Source organism: Bacillus sp. FSL K6-2431, assembly GCF_038005165.1.
Classification (GTDB): domain Bacteria; phylum Bacillota; class Bacilli; order Bacillales; family Bacillaceae; genus Bacillus; species Bacillus pumilus.
The window spans coordinates 467,983-490,576 of record NZ_JBBOSQ010000001.1; the positions used below are offsets into that span (position 1 = coordinate 467,983).

18 protein-coding genes are annotated in these 22,594 nt (G+C 38.0%); 1 reads left to right on the forward strand and 17 read right to left on the reverse strand.

What is annotated here, in order from left to right:
- Window positions 1–32: 32 nt before the first annotated feature.
- From rimP to MHH40_RS02380, 7 genes are all read right to left on the reverse strand, one after another.
- Window positions 33–506, reverse strand: coding sequence for a ribosome maturation factor RimP (gene rimP, locus MHH40_RS02350; protein ID WP_003211398.1), 474 nt, complete (start codon window positions 504–506; stop codon window positions 33–35).
- Window positions 507–1,163: 657 nt separating this feature from the next.
- Entirely contained in the window at window positions 1,164–1,967 is an 804-nt protein-coding gene (locus MHH40_RS02355) for a class I SAM-dependent methyltransferase (RefSeq protein WP_233421742.1), read from the reverse strand.
- 28 nt (window positions 1,968–1,995) lie between these two features.
- The gene (locus MHH40_RS02360; protein WP_159037605.1) at window positions 1,996–2,589 is read right to left on the reverse strand and encodes a CPBP family intramembrane glutamic endopeptidase; all 594 of its coding nucleotides are present in this window, start codon (window positions 2,587–2,589) and stop codon (window positions 1,996–1,998) included.
- A gap of 82 nt (window positions 2,590–2,671) precedes the next feature.
- Window positions 2,672–3,481, reverse strand: coding sequence for a SagB/ThcOx family dehydrogenase (locus MHH40_RS02365; RefSeq protein ID WP_050945016.1), 810 nt, complete (start codon window positions 3,479–3,481; stop codon window positions 2,672–2,674).
- A 24-nt stretch (window positions 3,482–3,505) separates the two neighbouring features.
- Window positions 3,506–4,852, reverse strand: coding sequence for a YcaO-like family protein (locus MHH40_RS02370; RefSeq protein ID WP_003211025.1), 1,347 nt, complete (start codon window positions 4,850–4,852; stop codon window positions 3,506–3,508).
- A gap of 2 nt (window positions 4,853–4,854) precedes the next feature.
- Window positions 4,855–5,835 carry a TOMM precursor leader peptide-binding protein gene (locus tag MHH40_RS02375; RefSeq protein WP_050945018.1) on the reverse strand — a complete coding sequence of 327 codons (981 nt, stop codon included), beginning with the start codon at window positions 5,833–5,835 and terminating at the stop codon, window positions 4,855–4,857.
- Between the two features lie 24 nt (window positions 5,836–5,859).
- The gene (locus MHH40_RS02380; protein ID WP_050945020.1) at window positions 5,860–6,558 is read right to left on the reverse strand and encodes a protein involved in maturation; all 699 of its coding nucleotides are present in this window, start codon (window positions 6,556–6,558) and stop codon (window positions 5,860–5,862) included.
- Between the two features lie 419 nt (window positions 6,559–6,977).
- Here MHH40_RS02380 and MHH40_RS02385 point away from each other — a divergent pair, with 419 nt between their 5' ends.
- Window positions 6,978–7,103 carry a plantazolicin family TOMM peptide gene (locus MHH40_RS02385; protein ID WP_003212531.1) on the forward strand — a complete coding sequence of 42 codons (126 nt, stop codon included), beginning with the start codon at window positions 6,978–6,980 and terminating at the stop codon, window positions 7,101–7,103.
- A 343-nt stretch (window positions 7,104–7,446) separates the two neighbouring features.
- On the opposite strand, the gene MHH40_RS02390 is transcribed toward MHH40_RS02385, so the two are convergent.
- The 10 genes from MHH40_RS02390 to MHH40_RS02435 form a co-directional block, all read right to left on the reverse strand.
- Window positions 7,447–8,166 (reverse strand): pentapeptide repeat-containing protein, encoded by a 720-nt coding sequence (locus MHH40_RS02390; protein ID WP_050945022.1) that lies wholly within the window; start codon window positions 8,164–8,166, stop codon window positions 7,447–7,449.
- Between the two features lie 144 nt (window positions 8,167–8,310).
- Window positions 8,311–9,057 (reverse strand): ABC transporter permease, encoded by a 747-nt coding sequence (locus MHH40_RS02395; RefSeq protein WP_050945024.1) that lies wholly within the window; start codon window positions 9,055–9,057, stop codon window positions 8,311–8,313.
- A gap of 261 nt (window positions 9,058–9,318) precedes the next feature.
- Window positions 9,319–10,212: an ABC transporter ATP-binding protein gene (locus tag MHH40_RS02400; protein WP_003211121.1), complete on the reverse strand. Its 894-nt coding sequence runs from the start codon at window positions 10,210–10,212 to the stop codon at window positions 9,319–9,321.
- A 21-nt stretch (window positions 10,213–10,233) separates the two neighbouring features.
- Complete coding sequence (locus MHH40_RS02405; protein WP_034619900.1) at window positions 10,234–10,527, reverse strand: winged helix-turn-helix domain-containing protein; 294 nt, start codon at window positions 10,525–10,527, stop codon at window positions 10,234–10,236.
- Window positions 10,520–11,113 (reverse strand): hypothetical protein, encoded by a 594-nt coding sequence (locus tag MHH40_RS02410; RefSeq protein WP_003211448.1) that lies wholly within the window; start codon window positions 11,111–11,113, stop codon window positions 10,520–10,522. Before MHH40_RS02410 ends, MHH40_RS02405 begins: the two co-directional genes overlap by 8 nt.
- 236 nt (window positions 11,114–11,349) lie before the next feature.
- Window positions 11,350–12,480, reverse strand: a complete 1,131-nt coding sequence (locus MHH40_RS02415) for a glycoside hydrolase 5 family protein (RefSeq protein WP_050945026.1) — start codon at window positions 12,478–12,480, stop codon at window positions 11,350–11,352.
- Between the two features lie 18 nt (window positions 12,481–12,498).
- The gene (locus MHH40_RS02420; protein WP_003211457.1) at window positions 12,499–13,728 is read right to left on the reverse strand and encodes an endo-1,4-beta-xylanase; all 1,230 of its coding nucleotides are present in this window, start codon (window positions 13,726–13,728) and stop codon (window positions 12,499–12,501) included.
- Between the two features lie 84 nt (window positions 13,729–13,812).
- Window positions 13,813–15,918, reverse strand: coding sequence for a glycoside hydrolase family 48 protein (locus MHH40_RS02425; protein ID WP_003210908.1), 2,106 nt, complete (start codon window positions 15,916–15,918; stop codon window positions 13,813–13,815).
- A gap of 30 nt (window positions 15,919–15,948) precedes the next feature.
- The gene (locus MHH40_RS02430) at window positions 15,949–17,799 is read right to left on the reverse strand and encodes a glycoside hydrolase family 9 protein (RefSeq protein ID WP_050945028.1); all 1,851 of its coding nucleotides are present in this window, start codon (window positions 17,797–17,799) and stop codon (window positions 15,949–15,951) included.
- Window positions 17,800–18,220: 421 nt separating this feature from the next.
- On the reverse strand, window positions 18,221–22,474 hold the full coding sequence (locus tag MHH40_RS02435; RefSeq protein WP_233421743.1) for a PolC-type DNA polymerase III: 4,254 nt from the start codon (window positions 22,472–22,474) through the stop codon (window positions 18,221–18,223).
- Window positions 22,475–22,594 lie beyond the last annotated feature (120 nt).

Below are 22,594 nucleotides of genomic sequence, written 5' to 3' on the forward strand. Positions count from 1 at the left end.
TTTTATGGTTCCCCCTTATATCAATGAAAAGGTTAATTGAACGAAACTGCTAATCTTGCGTTAGCTATTTTTTCGTATGGAATATTGATCTCTTTCTTTCTTGTCTTGATCTTCACTGTCACTGTTGCAATCTCACCATCAAAGCTTGTAAGCTCACCTTCAAATGCTTTTTCACCATCAATTGGTTCATATGTTTTCATGAAAACATTTTTTCCAAGTGCTTTTTCAAAATCAGCTTTTTTCTTTAATGGGCGCTCCGCTCCAGGAGAGGACACTTCAAGAAAGTAGTTTTGGCTAATCGGATCTGCCTCATCAAGCTTTTCGCTCAAGGCTTCGCTCACTTTGGCACATTCTTCGATATCGACGCCTTTATCAGAGTCAATAAACACGCGAAGGAACCAGTTTTGACCCTCTTTGACAAATTCAACATCAACGAGTTCAAGCTGTAAGCCATCTAAAATTGGCTGTACCATTTCGCTTACGACATCCACTACTTTTTTGCTCATTCTCTTCCTCCTTGTGCTTTCGATAAACGCTCTTATCAATCATTCTGCATAAAAACCCTGCTTTATGTGAGCAGGGGGAGCAGAAAACGGATGAATAATGTCGAGACAAAAATTGCCTGTTCAATACAAAAGAGCGGGTTTCCCCACTCTTGTCTCGGTAATCGTTAGCATTTCCATAAAAACTATACCATATCCAATTTTTTTATGCAAATGAAGTTCTTCCTTATAACAGGTACTCGTAAATCGTTTACTTTAAACCAATCATAACTCTCTCTTCCTTTATTATATATGCCAATATGAACAGAACGGGCTGGTGATAATCGCAGCTGTATACTATGGGCGAAGAACAGAACTCCCTATGAAAAATGATCTCCATCTGCACTAAATCATTTCTATGTCGAAAAAGCATTTTGTATTAAACAGAATGGTTGATATTTAATATAGAAGAAAAGAGTGTAAATGTTAAAGAAATAAGCAGGCTTCCATTTTAATCGCTTTGCCTTTGCTCCCTCATTTCAAAGAAAACCCTCCCAACTTGTTTCTAGCGAATAAAATTGAGAAAAAATTCACATCGAACTCCATGGAGAGTAGGCGGAATACTGTACTGATAACCTTAACATTACACATAAAGAAAGGACCATGTTTAGATGGAGTTATTTAGCCAGAATTTTTAATAAGCCACGCATGTAAAAGTACAGGTACTTTCTGCGTTGAACTGCTATATTGATCTGGAGCCTGTCTTAACGTTTGTTGTAAATTTCCATTTCCTATTAACGATAAAAATTCCATACTAAATGGGCTAAATCCTCCAATTATAGAAGTACCAATCTTATACATCATATCTTCTCTCGGTTTGGTAATATAGGTGAGTAACTGTTCAAACTCAGATAATGTCAACGAGGCATGATATTGATCATATATATACAGTTCTTCTTCTTTGCTCTGAACTGAACTCAATCCACTTTCTATACTATCTCGATTTAAATCAACAATATAAATCATAGATTCATTTGATAAATAAGGAAGTAACTGTTCTAATAATTCGATCGGATTTTCAAATAGCCCAAAACACAGATGTATTAAAATCACATCATATATTTTAGCATGTGATGAAAAATTTTTTATATCTGTACAAATAAAATTGGCTTTTATATTTAATTTATTTGCACAATGTATGGCTTCTTCAGATGAATCAATCCCAGTCAAATCAGCTAGAGGTAATTGCTTAGATATATACTCAAGCATCTGACCTTGTCCACACCCTATATCTAAAATAGAAACAGGTGTTTTTTTGAATGTTAGTTGATAATAAGAAATGAAAGTTTCAGCTGATAGAAATCGAGTAAATGGTGTTTCTCTATTATCATAATTTGAACTTATTTTTCTTTTATCTGGATCCAAAAACCATGACTGAGCCAGAGCTCTTTTTACTTCAAGCTCTTTGATTTTTTCTTGTATCATCACAGGGTTTACCACCTTTATAAAAGCCTCACCAGTCAGTTTCAGATAATACGGGAGGTTTCGTTTTGAATTCCTTTACTTTGAGAGGGTGAAAAAAATGAATGAACAAATTATGAGAAATATGAAATGCTATCGCTGCTAAAATCCCAAATACAAAATATGAAATAACTGTAATTAATGTAAAAAGAGACATATAAGCAGTTGACTTAGCACCGCCTAATGGTATATGCAGCAATATAAATCCTATCGAACTTACACAGATTGATATTGCAATAGATTCCCATAAATTCATTAATAAAGCCGGAAGAATAAAGCGCCAAATTACTTCTTCTGATAGAGCAGTCAATGGAAGAAAAACGATTGAATCAACATTGACAGCATATCTACCTTTAAATACAATCACTTTGTTTTTTATTTTCCATAGCACTGATGGTAAAAGTACTCCTAACAAAAAGAAAAATAAAATGCCAAATACATTTTTACTATTCGCGACTTCAACAAAGAGTTCTTGAGAAAGCGCCCCACAGCATATAGAAGCTCCGATAATGGTGAGTCCATCATAGCTCCTCTGAGGTGTGATATATGTTGTTAGCCTTCGATTGGCTGTTGATTTATCTCTCATGATTTTGACAACCATTTTAGAACTTAAGGGACCCAAAAAGTGAATGAGGATCCCTAAAGCTGCTATCATTGAAATCATTTATTTAAGTACCCGCAATCAATGTATAAATTGGGGCATCATCTACCCCATTAAATCCACCGATCAATTCCATCAACTCATCATCGATAAACCCTCCGAACGGTCGACTATTAATCTTCTGTGCAGTAGATAGCATGATCATATTTTGCATGACATGTCCTGCCTCCATAAAAACAAAGCGATAAGAACGATGTCCATACTTAAATCGAGAACGCCAAAAATTAGCTGAAATGACTATAGCAAATGCAAAATCTTGAACTGATTCTTCTTGTAACATTATTTTCTCAAATTCTTTTTCGGAGTAATCACCCATTTTAGTCAATCCTCTTCTATACGGATCGAAATGATAAACACCTTTGTCTAAAGTATCCACTTTATTGGCTACAATATATAGATCTAGAGGATAGAGCGCACCACCAGATGGTATAGGACGTCTAGGTCCTTCTTTACGCTCTACCAATCCATAACTCTTCTGTAAAACTGTTGAGAGTTGTTCTAATGAAACACTCCCCCCGCTAAAATAATCTGCACTTCTTCGTCCCTTAATGACATCGTCTAAAGATATATTTGTATTTAATGGTTTAGGTAGTGAAATTAATGGTAGGTCATCAAACCTTTTACTTGCATGTGTAGCAATCTTTTGCAAAGTTTGAGATCGAAGCAGTCCTGCAACACCAGGTGCGTCCCATGCCATTGAACCTCTATAGATTTTTGTTGCTTCAAACCAATTTTCAGAAGGATCATCAAACCGTAATGCTTCGTTTCCATACACAACATCAGCCAAATTAGTAGCATGTCTTTCAATACTATTCATATATTTAATCACCTTTCTACGATATTAAGGAAATGGATGCGGAATTGGATTCAGTTCTTCTAATTTAAAAGGTTTATCTACTAAACCTAATTGATAAGAGTGTTTTAAAATTCGTTCTCCACCCAACATTCTACCTCTATATAGAACGTCAATCGGTTTATATCCAGGAATAATTGATTTTACGACATATGCACCAGCATCTTTTATATCAGGACTGGTTAAATCAAAAGTTGCTACATGATATCCTTGTTTTGATAAATGACTGACGAGACTAGTCCATAAGATATCTGGAGAACCATCATCAAACGGTGTATAATCATTAACATCCACTAATTTCTTGCTCGCAGTTAAAAAATCAGCTTCTTTCACAATAGCTGTTCCAGCATAGAGTTTAATATGATCTTCAAAACTATTTATATCACGATGATAATCTACATCTACTAGCGCATTCCCTAATCGTTGTTCTGTTTTTACCCAAGTTCTTGTATACATTCCCTCTATTGCAGCTTTCTCACATGCTCTTTCAATTGAATGAGCAGAGGCAGCGCCAATAGCAAATGGAGCTAAATCTGTATGAGGATTTCTTATCACTGCCAAAATAGTAGGTACACCAGAAAAAACGGTCATATCTACTAAATGCAAATCAAGAGATGTAGGTTTAATATATCGTTCATAGAAATGTTTTAATCTAGGTGAAGTATTAATATCGATCTGCGGTAAACTTAACTTATTGTACCAAGTAAGCATAAATGCATCTCTTTCAATTGTTTCAAATAAACCTGAGATTGCCGCTTCTTGATATGTAATACCACATGCTAGTCCATTACTAGTTGCATGACCAATATTTGGGTCTCCTGGCCACTCAGTATAGTTTGCAATATGAATTAATTGAGCAGGCGTCCAAACTTCTTCATTATTTTCAGCAATATGACCTTTTCTCCACCATAATTTTGTATCTTCATTCCATACATTATGAGGAAAATTCGGATCTTCATATTGGGTGACAGCATACATTTCCCACTTATCAAAGCCAATTACTGATTTGTTTTCATTGATTAAGTCCTTTTGTGTTCCAAAACAAACTACATCAGAGTTTAAAGGTAAATAAGCTGCACTATATCTTTCTACCGTTTCACCTATAGCTGCTAATCTGGCTGCTGCTGGATTAGCAGACCCTCCCCCATTATAAGAATTAGATGGTACTCCAAATAAAATATTGCTGTCTGTACCATGCGCTCCATATGAATGACCCCATATATCATCAACGTCTCTGAGTTTTCTATACTCTCTACGGACTATCCCAACATAAGGATCCGCCAATTGGTCAAGTATCTCCCATGACTCTTCTAATGTTGTCCATTTATTAACCATAATTAATTTTTCACCTCACCATGAAACCAAACTTGAGGAAAACCGGTATCTGCAGCTGGAGAACACTTAGGGCATCTTGGTACTCTATAAACACGATGATTATGAACAGATACTCCCTTATCATCTAAATTAATTGTTGTAAATCCACCTGGTGTTGCACTTGGTGCGTAATCTTTTAAAGTGAGCCATTCTAGAATTAAATTACTTGCAATCCCGATTTGAACTAAATTAATCGGCATATGATAAACCGGCTTCTTTTCAGGCTTTACAGGTTTGATTTTCATTAAGTCTGAACGCAGTACTTCGTCAGAAAAGTTCGCTGATTTTCGAAGGTTATAACAATGTAAACAAGCTGATTGATGTGGTATGAAAAATGGACCTACCCAAGATGTCTGTCCATCATATGGCACAATGCTTAACCAAGGTATATGGTCTTCTAATGCTAGGTCATTTATTTCTTCCAAAATCGGATCTAAATGAGATTTACCAATAGCAACCCTGATATTTGGTTGCTTAGTTATTTCTCCCTTAAGCGCTACATGTAGCCCTGCCTCTTGCAAATGACGAATGAATTCTACAGCAACTGGATTGTGATCCTGCGCAATCACTTCAACAATCCCTGTTTTTAAACGATCTAGTATATCTTCAACCAATACTTGGCCACCGGCTCTTTCATAAGACAAAAGCGCAGTCAAATCAAAGTTCATATCAGTCTTAACACATATTCCATTCGCAACTAAAAATTCGAGGACATGTTTTAATTGATCACTCTCAATTTCAAAATTCTCCTCTAGCTCTTTAATTGAAACCCCATTATCTTTCGTGAGATGATTAGAAATTTCTTGAATAAATTCAATAATTCCTTCACCTTCAATTTTGGTGACAGTTTGCGCTTTTAAACCAATCAAACTGTCTTCTAATTTACCCAGCGTAACGTGTGGTGCTAATTTATATCTCGTGCTTTCTTGTTCTTTAACAAACATACATTATTCCTCCTTTAAGAATAACTAATTTGTATTTTTAAATAATTGTGCACTTGTTGGGGGATGACCAATTATTTGTTCTAGCGTTTTCGTAAATGGCTGTAATTGTTTTGAAGAAGAATATTCCTGAAATCCGACTAACCATTCTAATACATCTAAAGGCATATTATTTTGGAATAAAATTGTTATAACCTCTTCTTTACTTTTACAATATAATTCAATTTTCATGTCTAAATCCTTTTCAAAGATATCCTTAAGCCTACTCATACTTACTAACTCTGGCCCTGTTAAATCATATGCTTTTCCAGCGCGACTTCTAACATCTTTTTTAGGGATCAAACATGCCTTTATAACATCTATTGTATTAATCCAATTAACTCCCTCGGGAGAAAATGCAGTTATTAATTTTCCAGTAGCACCTGCCCATCCTCTATAAAGTTCTATATTGATATCAAGCGGTGAAGTCCTATAAAGTATACTATTCTGATAAATTTTCAATAATTCACTTTCAAGAGAACCTAGTTCATCCTCGACATTATGCCTTCTATTAGATAAAAGAATTGTTTCCGTTTGAAAATCAGTATTATTTATAAAAAATTCTTTGTCATAATTGACCGCTCCGCCCAAATCAATAACTTGAACAGGGTAGTCGTCATAATCAACTTTCATCTTCTCTAAATAGACTTTTATTGGTTCTCTAATACCGACATAATGAATACTCATAAACAGCACTTCCCTCTTTTCTCTTTCTTATCTCTCAGTTAGATAAAATGATTAAACTTTTAACAGAAATAGTAATCTTCTTTTTGAGTTCTTCATAACATAGTTAACCTCGACTTTTTTCATACATTTACTTAACTTAATATCTAAATACCCAAAATAATTGATCCAAATTAACATCATCCCTCAATTAAAAAATAACATCTAGACCATATAATGACTTTAAATACATAAAATTTTAATTATAGTATTATTTTCCATAGTCATATTAAACCACACTTTTTTGGTGTTATCAATGTACTTTTCAGAAAATATAAAACTTTCACACTTAATTATTGACAAATAAAGACTTATGAACCATCATATGTAATATATCAACTACATAATCTATGTTGATAAATTTTATTTAAGGAGGTTTAAAGATGACTAAAATTACAATTCCAACTGCTTTGTCTGCTAAGGTACATGGGGAAGGTCAACATTTATTTGAACCAATGGCTGCGCGCTGCACTTGCACAACAATCATCTCAAGTTCTTCAACTTTCTAATCAACTTTAGGTTTTTTCGTAATATATATGATTGAAAAAACCTCCCACACACTTAGCGAAGCAGATTAGTTAGGTGTGTGGTCATCTTTTATTTGGAAAAATAGAAATTTTCCACACTTATTCTCCTTAACGAAAACCTTGCATTTAACTCGCTTTTGTAAAGCTCCCTCTTATAATTAAACTAATTCTTGTACTTCAATTTAAATTCTCAACACAACTATTTCTCTTACATATATTTGAATTTCAACCCAAAGACACGGTGATCATGATACTAATGGGGTAATCTAGAGATAGAGGATAAAACAAAAAAGGCTATTGAGATTTTTCTCAACAGCCTACTACATTAACTATCGATTACTTTCACACCGCTTAAATCAGCCCCTTCTCCTTCTAAGATATGATAGGTCATTTTATCCATTGTCACTCCAATAAAATTTAATTTTTTAAACGTACATGATTTGAAATTAACATTTATTAATTTAGAATTCTCAAAAGAGATGTTTTTAAAATAACAATTTTCAAATGAAACATTTATTAAAGTTGATTCATCAATACGAACATTGGGTAAATGACAGCCATATAAAGATGAATTCGTTATCTCACAATGTTCAAAATGAGATTGAGTCAAATCACTCTTTTCAAAAGTTGATGTGGAAATTTTAGAATTGCTAACATTCATTTTTCTCAGATAACACCCATTAAATTCTGAATGGTTCATCACTTTTTGTACGATCGATAGCCCTTTAAAATCGCACAATTTATACTTAACATTTATAAAAGTCAACCAATCTAAATCAGCATTAACAAATATTTTTTTCACATGCTCTACTCGATTATGATCATCAATATCTAATGTATTGACATCAATGCTTATTTCACCTGATTTCAGCTTTTCAATAAGCATATCCTGAACTTCTTCATCTTTTGTTCCAGCATTTTTCAGTTTTAATTTAACTTTTCCAAGCATCTCTAATAATTCTTTTTTCTTTTCTTCATATGTTTTGTCTTTTTTATATGGCCGAAAACAACTTTCAACATATAATTCTAACTTTTCACTTAACATTGCCCCACTCCTTCTATATAAAAAGACGGCTTACAAGTATTGATTTTTCGGTCAACGTTCTAGAAATAGACTAATTGAAGTTTAGATAAATCATTAAAATTTAAGTTAGTTTATGTGCATAACATTCAGCTGAAATTTTATAGCCTAGCCTCTGGCTCTCTTTATATATTTTTTATAACCAACCAACGAAAGAATAAATCCTAACAGTGTATAACCTATAAGGACTACTGTTACTAAGATCAAATTCTCCCCCCCGGGTAGTGTTGATACTGATTGCACTAAGCCTTGATGTGCCCAATACTGTGGGAAGAGCATTCCAATTATTTTTAAATAACTAGGTAATTGATCAAATGGAGTCCATAAACCACAAGCAACCGCTGTCCCTAAAGCAATCATGTTCGTCATCACTAAACCTGTATTCTCAGTTTTAGCAAATGCGGCGATGGCTACTCCCCATGAAGTGACTTGCATTGATAATAGGACAACTACTAAGAAATACGAGCTGTATTGTGTGATTTCAATACCATATAAGTAAACACCCAAAATGGTTAACAACAAAACTTGAAATAAAATGATGACAAAGAACGGAATACACTTTCCAAGAAAAAAATTATGCGGCTGTAAGGGAGTACTTGCCAGCCTTGCCACAATTCCTTTCTCTCGATCTTTTACAAAGCTAATTACAATTGAAATAATAACAAATGTGGAAAAAAACACACTCATTCCTGTAACCGATTGAGAAGCAACTAATGTTTTTTGTGCTTGTGAACTACCTGATGTAAATAATTCTATTAAAAGAATAATTGAAGCAACTGGCAACAAAATGGTCCAGAACAACAAAGATCGATCTTTCACTTGTTTTATGGATTCGATGCGGACTAATGGCCACATAAAAATCACTCCCGTTATATTAATTTAATTCGCTTTCTTATATCGCTTTAAAATAATCACATTTTTTAATTATTTTACCATTTATAGATGTATTTAATTATAATTAGTCAAATCATCTTAACTAACCTACTTATTATTTTAAATTGAAGGTTCACACAAGGTAATTCTGTTCGTTTGATGTATGCCTCTTAACTATGTCAATCACTCTTATAAGTTATATGAATTAAAATACGAGAGTGGTTTTCATTCATAAAGACATTTTTATTGGAATTGATCACGTAAATCTGTTCCTGTTAATTGAAAAAATACATCTTCGAGTCTAGGTCTGTACAAAGATAATTGTTGGGGAACCAATGATTCTTTTTTACTCAGTTTAGCCAAATCTTCTAACGTTTCTAAGGGTTTTGTTGTTTTAACTAACACACCGCCTTGATAAGTTACAAAGTCATACCCGAGACTAGTTAATGTTTTATTAGGAATCATAGAATCAAAAAAGACAGATGTTTCTGCATAACGATTCAAAAGTTCACCTATTTTTCCTTCTTCAACAATTTTTCCTTTATCAATGAAAGCCACATAATCACATAAACTCTCTATTTCCTCCATATAATGACTAACATAGATAATAGTTCTTCCCTCTTCCTTCAATTTGTTGATTATGTCAAAAATATAGCGTCTTGATTGAGGATCTACCCCCACTGTCGGTTCATCTAAAAGAATTAACTCAGGGGCGTGCATGAGAGCGCAGCCAATATTCAAACGGCGTTTCATTCCTCCTGAAAAATGTTCAACTATATCATTTGCTCTTTCCCACAACCCTACATCTTTTAGTGTTTTTTCTACTCTTTCATCTAATTTCTTCCCTTTTAAACCATAAATCTGTCCAAAAAACTCCATATTTACTTTAGCTGTTAATTTTTCCTCCAAGCTGATGTCTTGGGGGATGTAGCCTAGCGCACTTTTAGACTCACCAACATGCTCAACTTTGCCTTCATAAGATTTAATTATATGAGATATAATTTTCATTAAGGTTGATTTACCAGAGCCATTTGGACCTATTAATCCATAACAAACTCCTTCTGGAATCGTTAATGTAATACTTCTTAACGCTTGGGAAGCTCCGTATTTTTTACTGACGTTTTCTATTTTCAACATTCGGCACCCTTTCCTTTCATCTCATTTATTTTTTAAAATGGCTTCAATAACACTCAAATATTCTTTGTAAGCGTGCTCTCCTAAATCTGTTATACTAACTATTGTTTTTGGTTTTTTATCCACAAAGGTCTTTGTAATTAGCACATAGCCAGCTTCTTCTAATTTTTTCAAATGCGAGCCCAAATTCCCGTCTGTTACAGATAAAGAACCTTTTAAGAAGGTAAAATCACATGTTTCATAAATCATTAATAAACTCATAATCCCTAACCGGACTTTTGGATGGATTAAATCATTTAAACTATTGACATTACTCATTTCCTTGTCCTTTTCTTTTTAAAATCACACCAGTTAATAACAAACTTCCTCCACCAATAAAAGCAAAAATAATGTTCATTAAACTAGGAAATAATAAAAATGTAGTTACACCTAAAACACTTAACCAGAACCCCATAATAAAAATCTCTTTAGCTAGAACAATACCTAAAAGTAAATACATTATGGATACCAATAAAACAATATAAAAGGGTAAATTATCTACTGTATATGGTAATAAACCAACACATATTAAAAAAATAAAGATACCTAAAATGATTCCAAGGCCAAGCCATGTGTATTGCAATTGAGTTCTTAAAAACAAGGGCATTGGTATCATTTTCCTTTGTTTAAAATATGTAGTTAAAGTGATAACCCAGCCCACAATACCTAAAACAAGCCAAAAGACACCTATAGTTATTGGATTAGCAAAAAGTAAAGGTATTGAATACCCCATTATCCAAATAAGGCCCCAAATGATAAAATAAATACTTGTTTGTTTACAATACTCTGTTTTATAGTTTGTAATCGTCTTGATATGAGATAAATTCTCTAATATTTCTGAATTATTCGATTTTTCATTCGGCATAAATAAACTCCTCTTCCACAAAGAACTCTGTACTACAGAGTATAGAATTAAATTTCCATTTAGTCAAGTTATTGGAAATGTTTTTTACAAATTAAGATAAAAAATAAAAATAACCACCTCCTTTTTTATGGGGAACGAAATCTCATAAATACCTTCTGTCACTTGATCCTTTCTGAAAACTTGGTTTAAGCAATATAAACAGCAAATGAAGTTCCTTATTCAGCAAGCATTCGCCATCAGTTCTTTTCGTTCATTCTTTTCGCATGTTCACTGATAAGGGCTGCCTCCCTGCTCCCTTTTATGATGCGGAAACCGTCATAATCGGGATAGAGAGAATCATCGTCTTGAATGCTTGTTAAAATCCAAAATTGACTACCAGCCCCTCCGAGCCGCTCAACCGCTGACAGCCAGCTTTGGTATACGTCAGGACGTGCTGATTGATTTTGATAGCCAAACTCTTCTAACACAACTGGTTTTCCGATTGACTTCCCGCGGGTGATATGGTCTTCGATCCATTTCACTCCCCAAGCAGCAGACTTGTTCCAATGATCTGGGTACAGATGGTAGGTTCCATAATCGATATTAGAGAGAGCTGTCAAACGGTCCCAATCGACGCCTTCTCCGCCTCTGTAAAACCAATCTTCATGGCCTGGTATGCGAAAAAACCCTTCATCTCCTACTGCAACAAGATGGTGACGATCCAGCGATTTGATCCATGTACTCATTTCATCTGCCCATTTGACTAGTATATTACCCGTTGGATCTGACTGCACACGCGGCTCATTGGCTAGCTCCCAAGTCATAATAACTGGATCGTCCTTATATTGAACACCTGTGTACGTATTCGTTCTTTCTAAAACATAACGCACATAATTTTTGTAAGCATGTTGAATACGAGGATCTGTATAAAAGGCATCATGTGATCCTGCATTGAACCACTTTACGTATTGATTCATCCCGCCAAAGTCATCCCAATTGTTCACTAGTGGGATGACAAGTTTTATTCCTTCCTGCCCCGCTTTATAAATCGCATAATCTAGTTTTTGAAAACCCGATTCTTCATAGACCCCTGGACTAGATTGTAAAACGGAGTTTTCTTGAGGGGCTCCGTCGTGAAATCCCCAAATACGTAAGACCTTTAAATTCATTGCTTTCATATCATCGAACACTGCATCTACCATCTTTTTAGATTTGTAATGGAAATAGTAATTATTTGTACCAGCAAAGTAAAATGGTTGATTGTTCAGCGTAAATTGTGTGCCAGACGTCTGTACATAAGCGGCGGCTTTAATCGTCAGTGAAAACCATCCGGCCCATATAGCGACCACAAGTATGAAGAAGGACACTCTTTGAGTCCACTTTTTCATTTACATTCTCCTCACAATCTATCCTTCTTCAGGTATGATCACATCTAGCCGAAGTGGTGTTTGTTCATTTGAATCAAGTTCAATTGTCTGCTGTTTCAACAGTTTACTTTCTTTACCGATTCGAATCTCATATGTCCCGTGAAATGCTCGACATGTCACATTGCCATTAGCATCTGTTTTTTCAACTCTTTGTGTCGTCCACTCATTTAGAAGCTTTTCGTAACGTCTACCTGCTTCATTTAAAGACCAATCGTAATTCACGATGGCCGCATGCTCACCTCTCCAATGGGCACCTGCCCAAAATCCCCACATTAGCACTCCTTTTACGGCTGGATGACTAAATGCGACGCGATATAAAGCCTCTAGGTTATCCGCTCTTCTATTAGCGTCAGGGTGAACAGAGTCGTACTCTGTAACCCATATAGGAAGTCCAAGCTCAGCAAGCACATCGAGCCTCTCTTTTACAACGGCTGGATCGACCCGTTCTTCAAAATGCCCTTGTACACCAATCGCCTCAATAGGTGCGCCTAACTGACGAAGTTCATTGATATGTGCTTTATAAGCATGGTGCTCACCATATGAGATCACATTATAATCATTCACAAACAATCGTGCTTGAGGGTCAATTTTTTTCGTTTCTTCATACATCCATTTCCAAATATTTTTCCCGAAGCGGTCTTTAAAAAATGAACCATGCATCATTTCATTGTTTACATCCCAGTGACGGAATCTTCCTTTAAAGTGATTGCCCGCATGCTCAAGCCGGTTTTTCATGGCTTCATACACTTCGTGATTCGGTAGTGACCTCAGCCAGCTTGGATTGGCATCCTCTACCTCCCAAAATAAAGCGTGCCCCCTTACTGGAAGTTGATGTTTATCTGCAAAATTCAGCATCGCATCTGCTTTTTCGTAGGTGATTCTCCCTCTTTCCGGCTCATTTGCATACCATTTTGCCTCATTTTCAAAAACAGCCCAATTAAAATGCTTCACAAAAAAATCGGCATATTGTTGATTAAATAACACTTGGTCATTCATCGCTGAACCAAATGCAAATTCATGCCTAATTTGCTTCAACTCAACCTCTATTCCTGCTATTGGCTTTTTATCGTGATTTGTGACGTTTATTTCAAGATCTCTTTGTCTATGCTCTGAGATTCGATCATTCGCCTCTTTTTTCCACATCAGATTGATCTGCTCATTTTCGCCCTTGTTTATTGATTGATGAAGAAAACTTCTTTCTTTGACCATGTAAAAACACCCTTATCTTCACTGTATTTATATTTCTTAAACAAACTGCCGGCTCAAAGAAACCGGCAGCTTAAATTTCACCTGCTAGTTGATTAGACGATGATATTCTGCGTAGGCAGTGGCCATATCCACTTGTGACCAAAAACGGTGATAGGTGAAAACCGGTGCCCCATTCTCCCATTTGCCTGTTGCTTCATTAAATGAAGACTGATATTTACTCTCGAGTGAAGACCATGCTGGATCTTGTTTAATGTTCGGACGAAGATCAGCAAAACTCGTATAGACCCCATTACCTCCTCGCTGCGGATCAGAAGGAATAGTGCTTGATCCAGGAATCTGATTCCCTTGACCAAAGGTCCCGCTCCAACCATTTGGGAAATACACTTCTTTTTTAAAGAAGCGGTCATAGTCCTCTCTGTCTTCCTCTGTCACAATGCCCACGCCATCATTGTAATTCCACGCCACCTCAAGGAGCTGTGCGGCTGCATCTTTCGCTTTTACGCCAAGCGCTGTATAATCCCCTGTTTCTAGCTTAGTAGCAGCAGCAAAGAATGTTAAAGCCTTGACGAGACTCCCTAGTACGCCCGTATCCTGAGTTGGATCTTTTGTGACAGCTGTTAGGTTTGGATTTCCTGTTGCAGACTGGAACCCATTCCAAGTATCAGGCTGTCCGCTCCATGCAATATTTCCAGGAAGCCAAAACTCGCCAGGTGCACTCGTTGTAGCCACAGCAGCATTTGTTCCTCCTAGAATTCTTTGTCCTTGGTCATCTAAGAAATACCCCTCTTCATCCGACACAGGACGGCTGCCGATAAAAATGTAATCTAATGCATAGTCGACCCATTTTGTGATACAAGATTTCGCCATTTGGACATTTTCAGAAGTTTTGTCTCCATCTTTCACAAAAATATAATAAAGCTCTGCTACGCGTTCCATCGGCCATGCCTGCATCCCAAACCAGTTATTAGAAGGTGGATCATGGTAAACAGGTGCATCCTCGTATGCCATATCGTAAAAAGTACTTCTTCCCGCCGGATATGCACTATAGTCTCCATTCCAGCTATTGGTTGCGCCTCCTGCTATCGCTCCCTCTTTTGATTGAAGCCATACATAAAATTCAAGCTGCCTTTTTAATGTTTTTTCCCAATCGCTTGCACCGGTAGCGGAAGATGGCTTTAAACCACCTTTGTCTGAGGACAAAGCATAAGCGGCGACAGGGTTTTGATACCCTTGGTGGCAGTGGCTCGCTCCGATACGCCATGACCAGTTTGCATAGTCGCCAAGTCCTCCGCCCCAAGAGGTATACCACGCCATTAAGTAATGACAGGCACCCTTTCCGTTTCCAGGGTACGGATTCCCTTGCTTGCCGCTTCCAATCGTTTGAAAATACTTATCGTACATACCGTAACGGAGAAAATCACCCATTTTTTTCGCTTTATCAAGATAGGTTGAATTATTGTAGCCGAGTTCCTTTGCCCAATACATCGCTTGTATTGCACGCGCATCAGCATCCGTCGCATTGGTATAGCGCCACTGAGCAGCTGGTGCTTGGTTTTCTTTTGTGAACAAGCTCATAAAGCCTTCATTTGGCTTCCCAAAAGATTGATCATCTTGTGATGGATGTGGGATCGCCTCCCATACAGATTCCTGCGGCCCGCGCTGGAACGTGTTCACATATGCGGCTGTATGTGATGGATTGAGTAAGTTCCCATATTTATACCAGTTATCGACATCAAGCAGCCAGTGCATTAAATACGTTTCATTCGTTCCATAGGTTGATTTCAATTCACCATCAATCGGATCTTGACCAGCAGGACGAGCTCCGCTCAGCTGACTAGGATATTGATCTGGATATGGTTTTTCCGCTGCGTATGTGGCTGGGCTAGAAGGATTGTAGGCGCTCATATGCGGCTGCTCATCATTTCCATCTTCATTTACTGGGATGATGTACTTCTCCATATTGTCCCAGGCTGCCTCTAATTTGCTCCAATCCCCTGTGTAATGTCCGTACAACACCTCTAGCCACAGCCAATAGCTATACGCTTCTGACGTTGTCATATGCCCATAATCAGGCGCTTCGCAAATAAGCGTCTCAATTGAATGATACGGAATTCCTTCTGATGAAAAATATCCATTCCCATCACTTTTAATTTGATGATAAAGCGTTAAAAACCGTTCTTTGTTTGACAAATCCTTCACCCTTTCAAAAAATCTTGATTTTTATTTGTCTGGAAGTGTACCAAATACTAAAGCACCATCATCAAAAACAGGAATTCTCGGTGTTTTTTGCATATTGGATGTTAAGCCTTGAAAGGAATAATCATTTGAGGCATCCCATATATTCGACCCATTTGGTGCAGATAATCGAAATTGTATTTCCTTCTTATGCTCTGATTCTCCTCCAGGAAAAATCGCTACGCCCGTAAAATCAATTTCTGCATAATACACGTGAGCTGATGCGTCATATACCTTGAGCGGAGATAAGGAAGCGCCTTCATTGTAGGCGGTTGTCACTTGAATATCTTTTTCAGTGAATCCCTTTGAAAAGACCTCACTCAGATTGACATAATATCTAAAGGAGAGCGTTTGACTACGTCTCGCCGGCCATCCGGACCGGTTGTATAGAACCGCCTTTACTTGAGTAGATGTTGCATCGTTATTCATCAATGCTGCCTCTACAAAAAACTCATCCTCTGGTTGTTCTTGAGGCGGGAAATTGGGCAGCTTTGATTGCCCTTTTCCAAACAGCTGTACCATTTTGGCTATATTTCCTGTAAAAGCGGCATTATAGTCCGTCGCCACCTCGTTTGATACATAATCAGAGATGTCATCGTCATATTGATCCTGTGCATTAGGTCCGCCAACGAGCGCCCCATAAAGAGTGTGACGATGATTCGAAGGATTTGTCAGTTGATTAGACCATGAACCGTGTGCAGTTCGGTGGTGTGGATGCTTCGGCGGGTTCTGGCCAAACCCAACGACATAGCTTCTATTAAGCGGATTATCACCAAGCATATAGTGAGTTTGGTTGATCGCAAACGTTTGGTATCGATTCTTTTTTTCTTCATCTGACACCCAATCAGCGTAAACAAAGGCTAAAAATGCTGCATTTGCTGTATAACGAAGCGAGCCCCATTGATCAAGCCATGCCAAACCGCCAGGCGTATAAGTGATTCTTTCGACTTTTCCATTTTGAACAAAACCTGTGGTCCAGTAATCAAGATTACGCTCTGTCGATTCTATAAATCGATTCTCTTTCGTGATTCTGGCGAGTAAGATTTGCGAAGCAAAAAAAGTATTGTCCCAAGACATGGTAAACGTATAATCCCAATCCTTCGGCCATTCCTCTACTGCTTTTAATGCTTGATTTAAATAGGTTTCTTCATTTGTTGCCAAGTACAGCCAGATTCCGCCCCAAATGAGTTCATCAATATAGCCGCTCCATGAGTTGTAAAACGGCTGAGCGTTTGTGACACAATCTGTATACTCGCCGCGATACCTGTCCGCAAATGCATACAGCTGTTTCGCGTGCGTCAGAAGCTTTGCTGCATAAGGGGCATCTGTCTCTTTAAAAATGATAGAGCCCGCTGCTAAAGCTGCCGCAGTTTGTGCGGCCACTTCTGTTCCTGGACAATTTTCATCAATTTTAAAAGCTGGCCGGCTCATCGGCATCACTTCTGCCGGTCCCCACCAAGCATGATCAGCGTTCCCATCACCTACCTGCGCCCAAAACTCGTTCGGACCTGTATGAGCTTTCAAAAAATAATCTGTTGCCCACCTGATTTGATCGAGGATGTCATCAAGCAGTTCTGCCTCTTCATAGGCTTCTCGGTATTCATATACTGTCCATGCAAGCACAGCTGCTGAGTACGCCATTGGAAGTCCAAATTTCACATGATCACCTGCGTCATACCAGCCGCCAGTTAAGTCATGCCCTACATCCTTCCCGTCCTCTAGTCCAGAATCTCCCCGCCAGTTGAGACGGCTGCTTTTAGGCAGTTTTCCAGACCGCTGCGCTTCATAAAACAACAAGGATTTTTGAAGAACCTCTACATAGTTATACGATGCCATTTCTGTATGACTCACCCCTTCTATTTAGTCAAACATGAATAGACAAGCCACCTCCTTTGATTCAGAACGTGATTTGAACAGCTTTGAAAAGAATCAAATATGTTTCAAAAATAAGCATAGTAAACAGCAATCAGCTTTGCGCTCATCGAAGTTTTTTTCTCTTGATTCTTTCTGTGACTGTACCCAGAATGATCATATGTCGATTGAGAACATTTCAGACGGCGAAATTCTCTTTTTTGCTCTATTTGGGTAGAAAGAATGACATACAATCTCTTCTTTTAAAACATCACGCTAAATCAAGGTATATGATTGAATTAGAAAATGATTCCATTTGGTGGAAATTCTTTATTAGTTAACATAATAATATTATTGTATATATAAAAAAGAAACGCCCCTTTAAGGGCGCTCTTCATTGATCGCATTAAAACAAAGAAAGCTGGTTTTGATCAGGAAGTGCTTCTAAGCAGCCTTGACGATCTAAATATTCTAGAATCGTTTTCGACACTTTTCCGCGTTTTTGTAAATCCTCTTTTGAAAGGAATTCCCCATCTTGACGTGCGCGAACAATATTTAACGCAACGTTCGTTCCGAGTCCAGGGATTGAGTTGAATGGCGGAATTAATCCATCTCCATCAATGATAAACTCTGTTGCACTTGATCGATAGAGATCCACTTTTTTGAAATGGTAGCCTCTTTCACACATTTCAAGGGCAAGCTCTAGTACAGTTAATAGGTTCTTTTCTTTCGGTGATGCATCTAAACCTTTTGAGTTAATATCGTCCATGACCGCTCGAATCGCATTCGATCCTTTTGTCATTGTTTCAATATCAAAGTCATCTGCACGAACGGTAAAGTAAGCCGCATAGTATAAAAGTGCATGATGCACCTTAAAGTAGGCAATCCGTACAGCCATTAATACATAAGCAGCTGCGTGGGCCTTAGGGAACATGTATTTGATCTTTTTACAAGAATCAATATACCAGTTCGGTACATTATTATTCTTCATTTCTTCTTCCCATTCAGGGGGAAGTCCTTTTCCTTTACGAACAGACTCCATGATTTTAAAGGCAAGTGACGGCTCTAAGCCCTGATAGATGAGATAGACCATAATATCGTCACGGCACCCAATCACTTCACTTAGTTCACACGTTTTATTGTGAATGAGCTCTTGCGCGTTCCCGAGCCATACATCCGTCCCGTGTGATAATCCAGAGATCTGAACAAGCTCTGAGAAGGTTGTTGGTTTTGTATCCTCAAGCATTTGCCGAACAAACCTTGTCCCAAACTCTGGAATACCGAGTGTACCTGTTTTACAGCCAATTTGCTCCTCTGTTACACCAAGAGGCTCTGTTCCTTGGAAAATTTTCATCACTTCTGGATCATCTGTTGGAATCGTCTTTGGATCAATTCCGCTTAAATCCTGAAGCATACGAATAACCGTAGGATCATCGTGCCCTAATATATCAAGTTTGAGCAAGTTGTCATGGATTGAGTGGAAATCAAAATGCGTCGTTTTCCAATCAGAACCTGTCGCATCTGCTGGAAATTGAATAGGTGAGAAATCGTAAATGTCCATATAATCCGGCACTACAATAATACCGCCTGGATGCTGGCCCGTTGTCCGTTTTACCCCTGTACAGCCTTGTACAAGCCGGTCGATTTCTGCGCCCCTCATATGAAGATTATGATCTCCAGCGTAGCCTTTCACGTAACCATATGCTGTTTTTTCTGCAACAGTACCAATCGTACCTGCTCGGTATACATACTCTTCACCGAACAGCTCTTTCGTATAGTTATGGGCAATCGGCTGATATTCACCTGAGAAGTTCAAGTCGATATCAGGGACTTTGTCTCCTTTAAAACCTAAGAACGTTTCAAACGGAATATCATGCCCGTCTTTTTTGTACGGCGTGCCACATTCCGGGCAGTCCTTGTCAGGAAGGTCAAAGCCTGAACCAACAGATCCGTCGTTAAAGAACTCGGAATGCTTACAGCTTGGACATACATAATGCGGCGCAAGCGGGTTCACTTCGGTAATCTCTGTTAAAGTTGCAACAAGAGATGAGCCGACAGATCCCCTTGAACCAACAAGATATCCGTCATCAAGTGATTTCTTTACAAGCTTATGAGAGATTAAGTAAATAACGGCGAATCCATGCCCGATAATACTTTTTAATTCTTTCTCAATACGGTCTTCTACGATTTTCGGCAAATCATCTCCATAGATGCTGCGCGCCATTTGATAGCTCATTTCCCGTACTTCTTCATCTGCACCTTCAATTTTTGGTGTGTATAGGTCATCTTTGATTGGTTTAATGCTTTCGACCATCTCAGAGACTTTTTTCGTATTCGTCACGACGATCTCTTTCGCTTTTTCCTCTCCTAGAAAGGAGAATGCTTCAAGCATTTCATCTGTCGTTCTAAAATGAACTTTTGGCAGTTCATGACGATTCAGCGGATTTGCTCCACCTTGTGATGAAATTAAGATTTTACGATAAATTTTGTCTTCTGGATGCAGATAATGCACATTTCCGGTTGCTACGACTGGTTTATTCAGCTTTTCGCCAAGCTTCACAATGTTTGTGATGATTTCTTTTAACGCACGTTCATCTCGAACAAGCTCCAGCTGTAGCAGATGCTGATACACTTCTGGCGGATGAACTTCTAAATAGTCATAAAATGCTGCAATGTCTTCCACCTCATCAGGTGATTTTTGCATCATCCCTTCAAACACTTCACCCTTATCACAGGCAGACCCAATAATTAAACCTTCTCGATATTTCTCAAGCTGTGAGCGCGGAATGCGCGGCACTCGGTAGAAATAATGAATATGAGAAAGAGAAACAAGCTTGAATAAATTTTTCAGCCCTGTCTCATTTTGTGCGATCAGAATGGCATGGTAAGGACGTGAGCGCTGGTAAGCATTAGACTGACCCATGTTTTCATTCAATTGATCGTGATAGGCAATATCCTTTTCAGCCGCATCTTTTAGCATTTTCAGCATGAGGTAGCCTGTCGCCTCTGCATCGTAAATGGCCCGGTGATGCTGCGTCAGTTCTATATCGAACTTTTTACAAAGTGTGTTCAGCCGGTGATTCTTAAATTCAGGGTAAAGGAATCGGCCAAGTTCCAGTGTATCAATCACAGGGTTTGACGCTTTATCTGTTTTTAACAGGCGTTTGTACGCTGTATTTAAAAAGCCCATATCAAAGCTTGCATTGTGCGCAACAAGTATATCTTGTCCAATCCATTCTTTGAAATCCCGTACGACATCGACGACATCTGGAGCATCTCTGACCATATCATCCGTGATACCTGTTAATTCGATCGTTGTCGCTGATAGTGGGTGATGAGGATTTGCAAATGCCTCAAAACGGTCAATGATTTCTCCGCCCTTTATTTTCACTGCTGCCAGCTCAATAATCGTGTCATACACAGCTGAAAGTCCAGTTGTCTCTACGTCAAATACAACATATGTTGCATCCTCTAACAAACGGTGCTCTGGATTATAGGCAATAGGTACTCCGTCGTCAACCAAGTTGATTTCCACACCATACATCATTTTGATGTCATGCTTTTTACTTGCTGCATAGGCATCTGGGAAGGATTGTACAACCGCATGATCCGTCAGAGCAATCGCTTCATGTCCCCATTTTTTTGCTTGTTCCACCAACTTGCCAATGCCAGTAACAGCATCCATTTGACTCATTGGGGAATGCAAATGAAGCTCGACACGCTTTTCACCCTCAGGTGCCGTATCCTCTTTCAGCTGAGGTTTCATTTCATTGACGTCATTGGCAATCATGACAAGGTCTCTGACAAACGTATCGTTTTGAATGCTTCCTCTTGCTTTGACCCACATGCCTTTTTTCAATGATTTCATCAGTTGGGCATCTTCTTTTTCTCTTGCAAACATTTTAATTAAAATACTGTTTGTATAATCTGTAATTTTAAAGATACAAAGCGTTCTGCCGCTTTTCAGCTCACGCGTTTCTGCATCGAATACGTAGCCCTGGACGGTGATTCTTCTTTCCTCATCCATAATACTATCAAGCGTACGAATTTCTTCATTGTCTTTAATTTGATAGCCAATCATGAGAGGGCCAGACGGACCTTCCTCCTGCTCCTCACTTTCCTTCTTCTCCATCTCAGTGAGGGCTTGCATCGCTCTTTCTTGATCTTCAGCAAGCTTTTGTTCTCTGAACTTCTGAATCTCTTGATCTGATACAAAAATTTCTGTATCAAATTGCAATTCTGGAAAGCCTACTTGTTTAAAAGCAGCCTGGAGCATTGGACTGTACTTCTTCTTGATGGCCAAAGCCTCTGTTTCGCTTTTCGTTTTGATGATGATTTTATGTCCAGACAGCGATGGTTTTTGCTGCTGAAGCAAGCTGATAATTGGAGGAGAAATTCCTTGAAGCTCTTCCACACAATGTGACCAATACGATTGAACGAGCTCTTCAGAGATGCTCGAATCATTGACTTCAATCGTGCAAGTGACTTGTGCAATATGAGAAAATGCATTTGTCAGCCTGCTGAGAAACATTGCATATACCTTGTAAGGCAAAAGCGCCTTAAATTTAAAAAGGAAATGCCACGTTTTCGCCGCCTTATGCACCGTCAATTTGACGATTTCTCCTTCTTCAAAGTAACGACTGAGGTCATCATCTGTCATTTGAATCTGATTGAGTAATATATGAAATTGCCGCCGTGTGATCGGTAATTGTTCATCCAAGACAGGACCCTCCTTTTGTCAATCAGAAAGGTACCTCTTTTCTACAGGAGGTACCTTCAT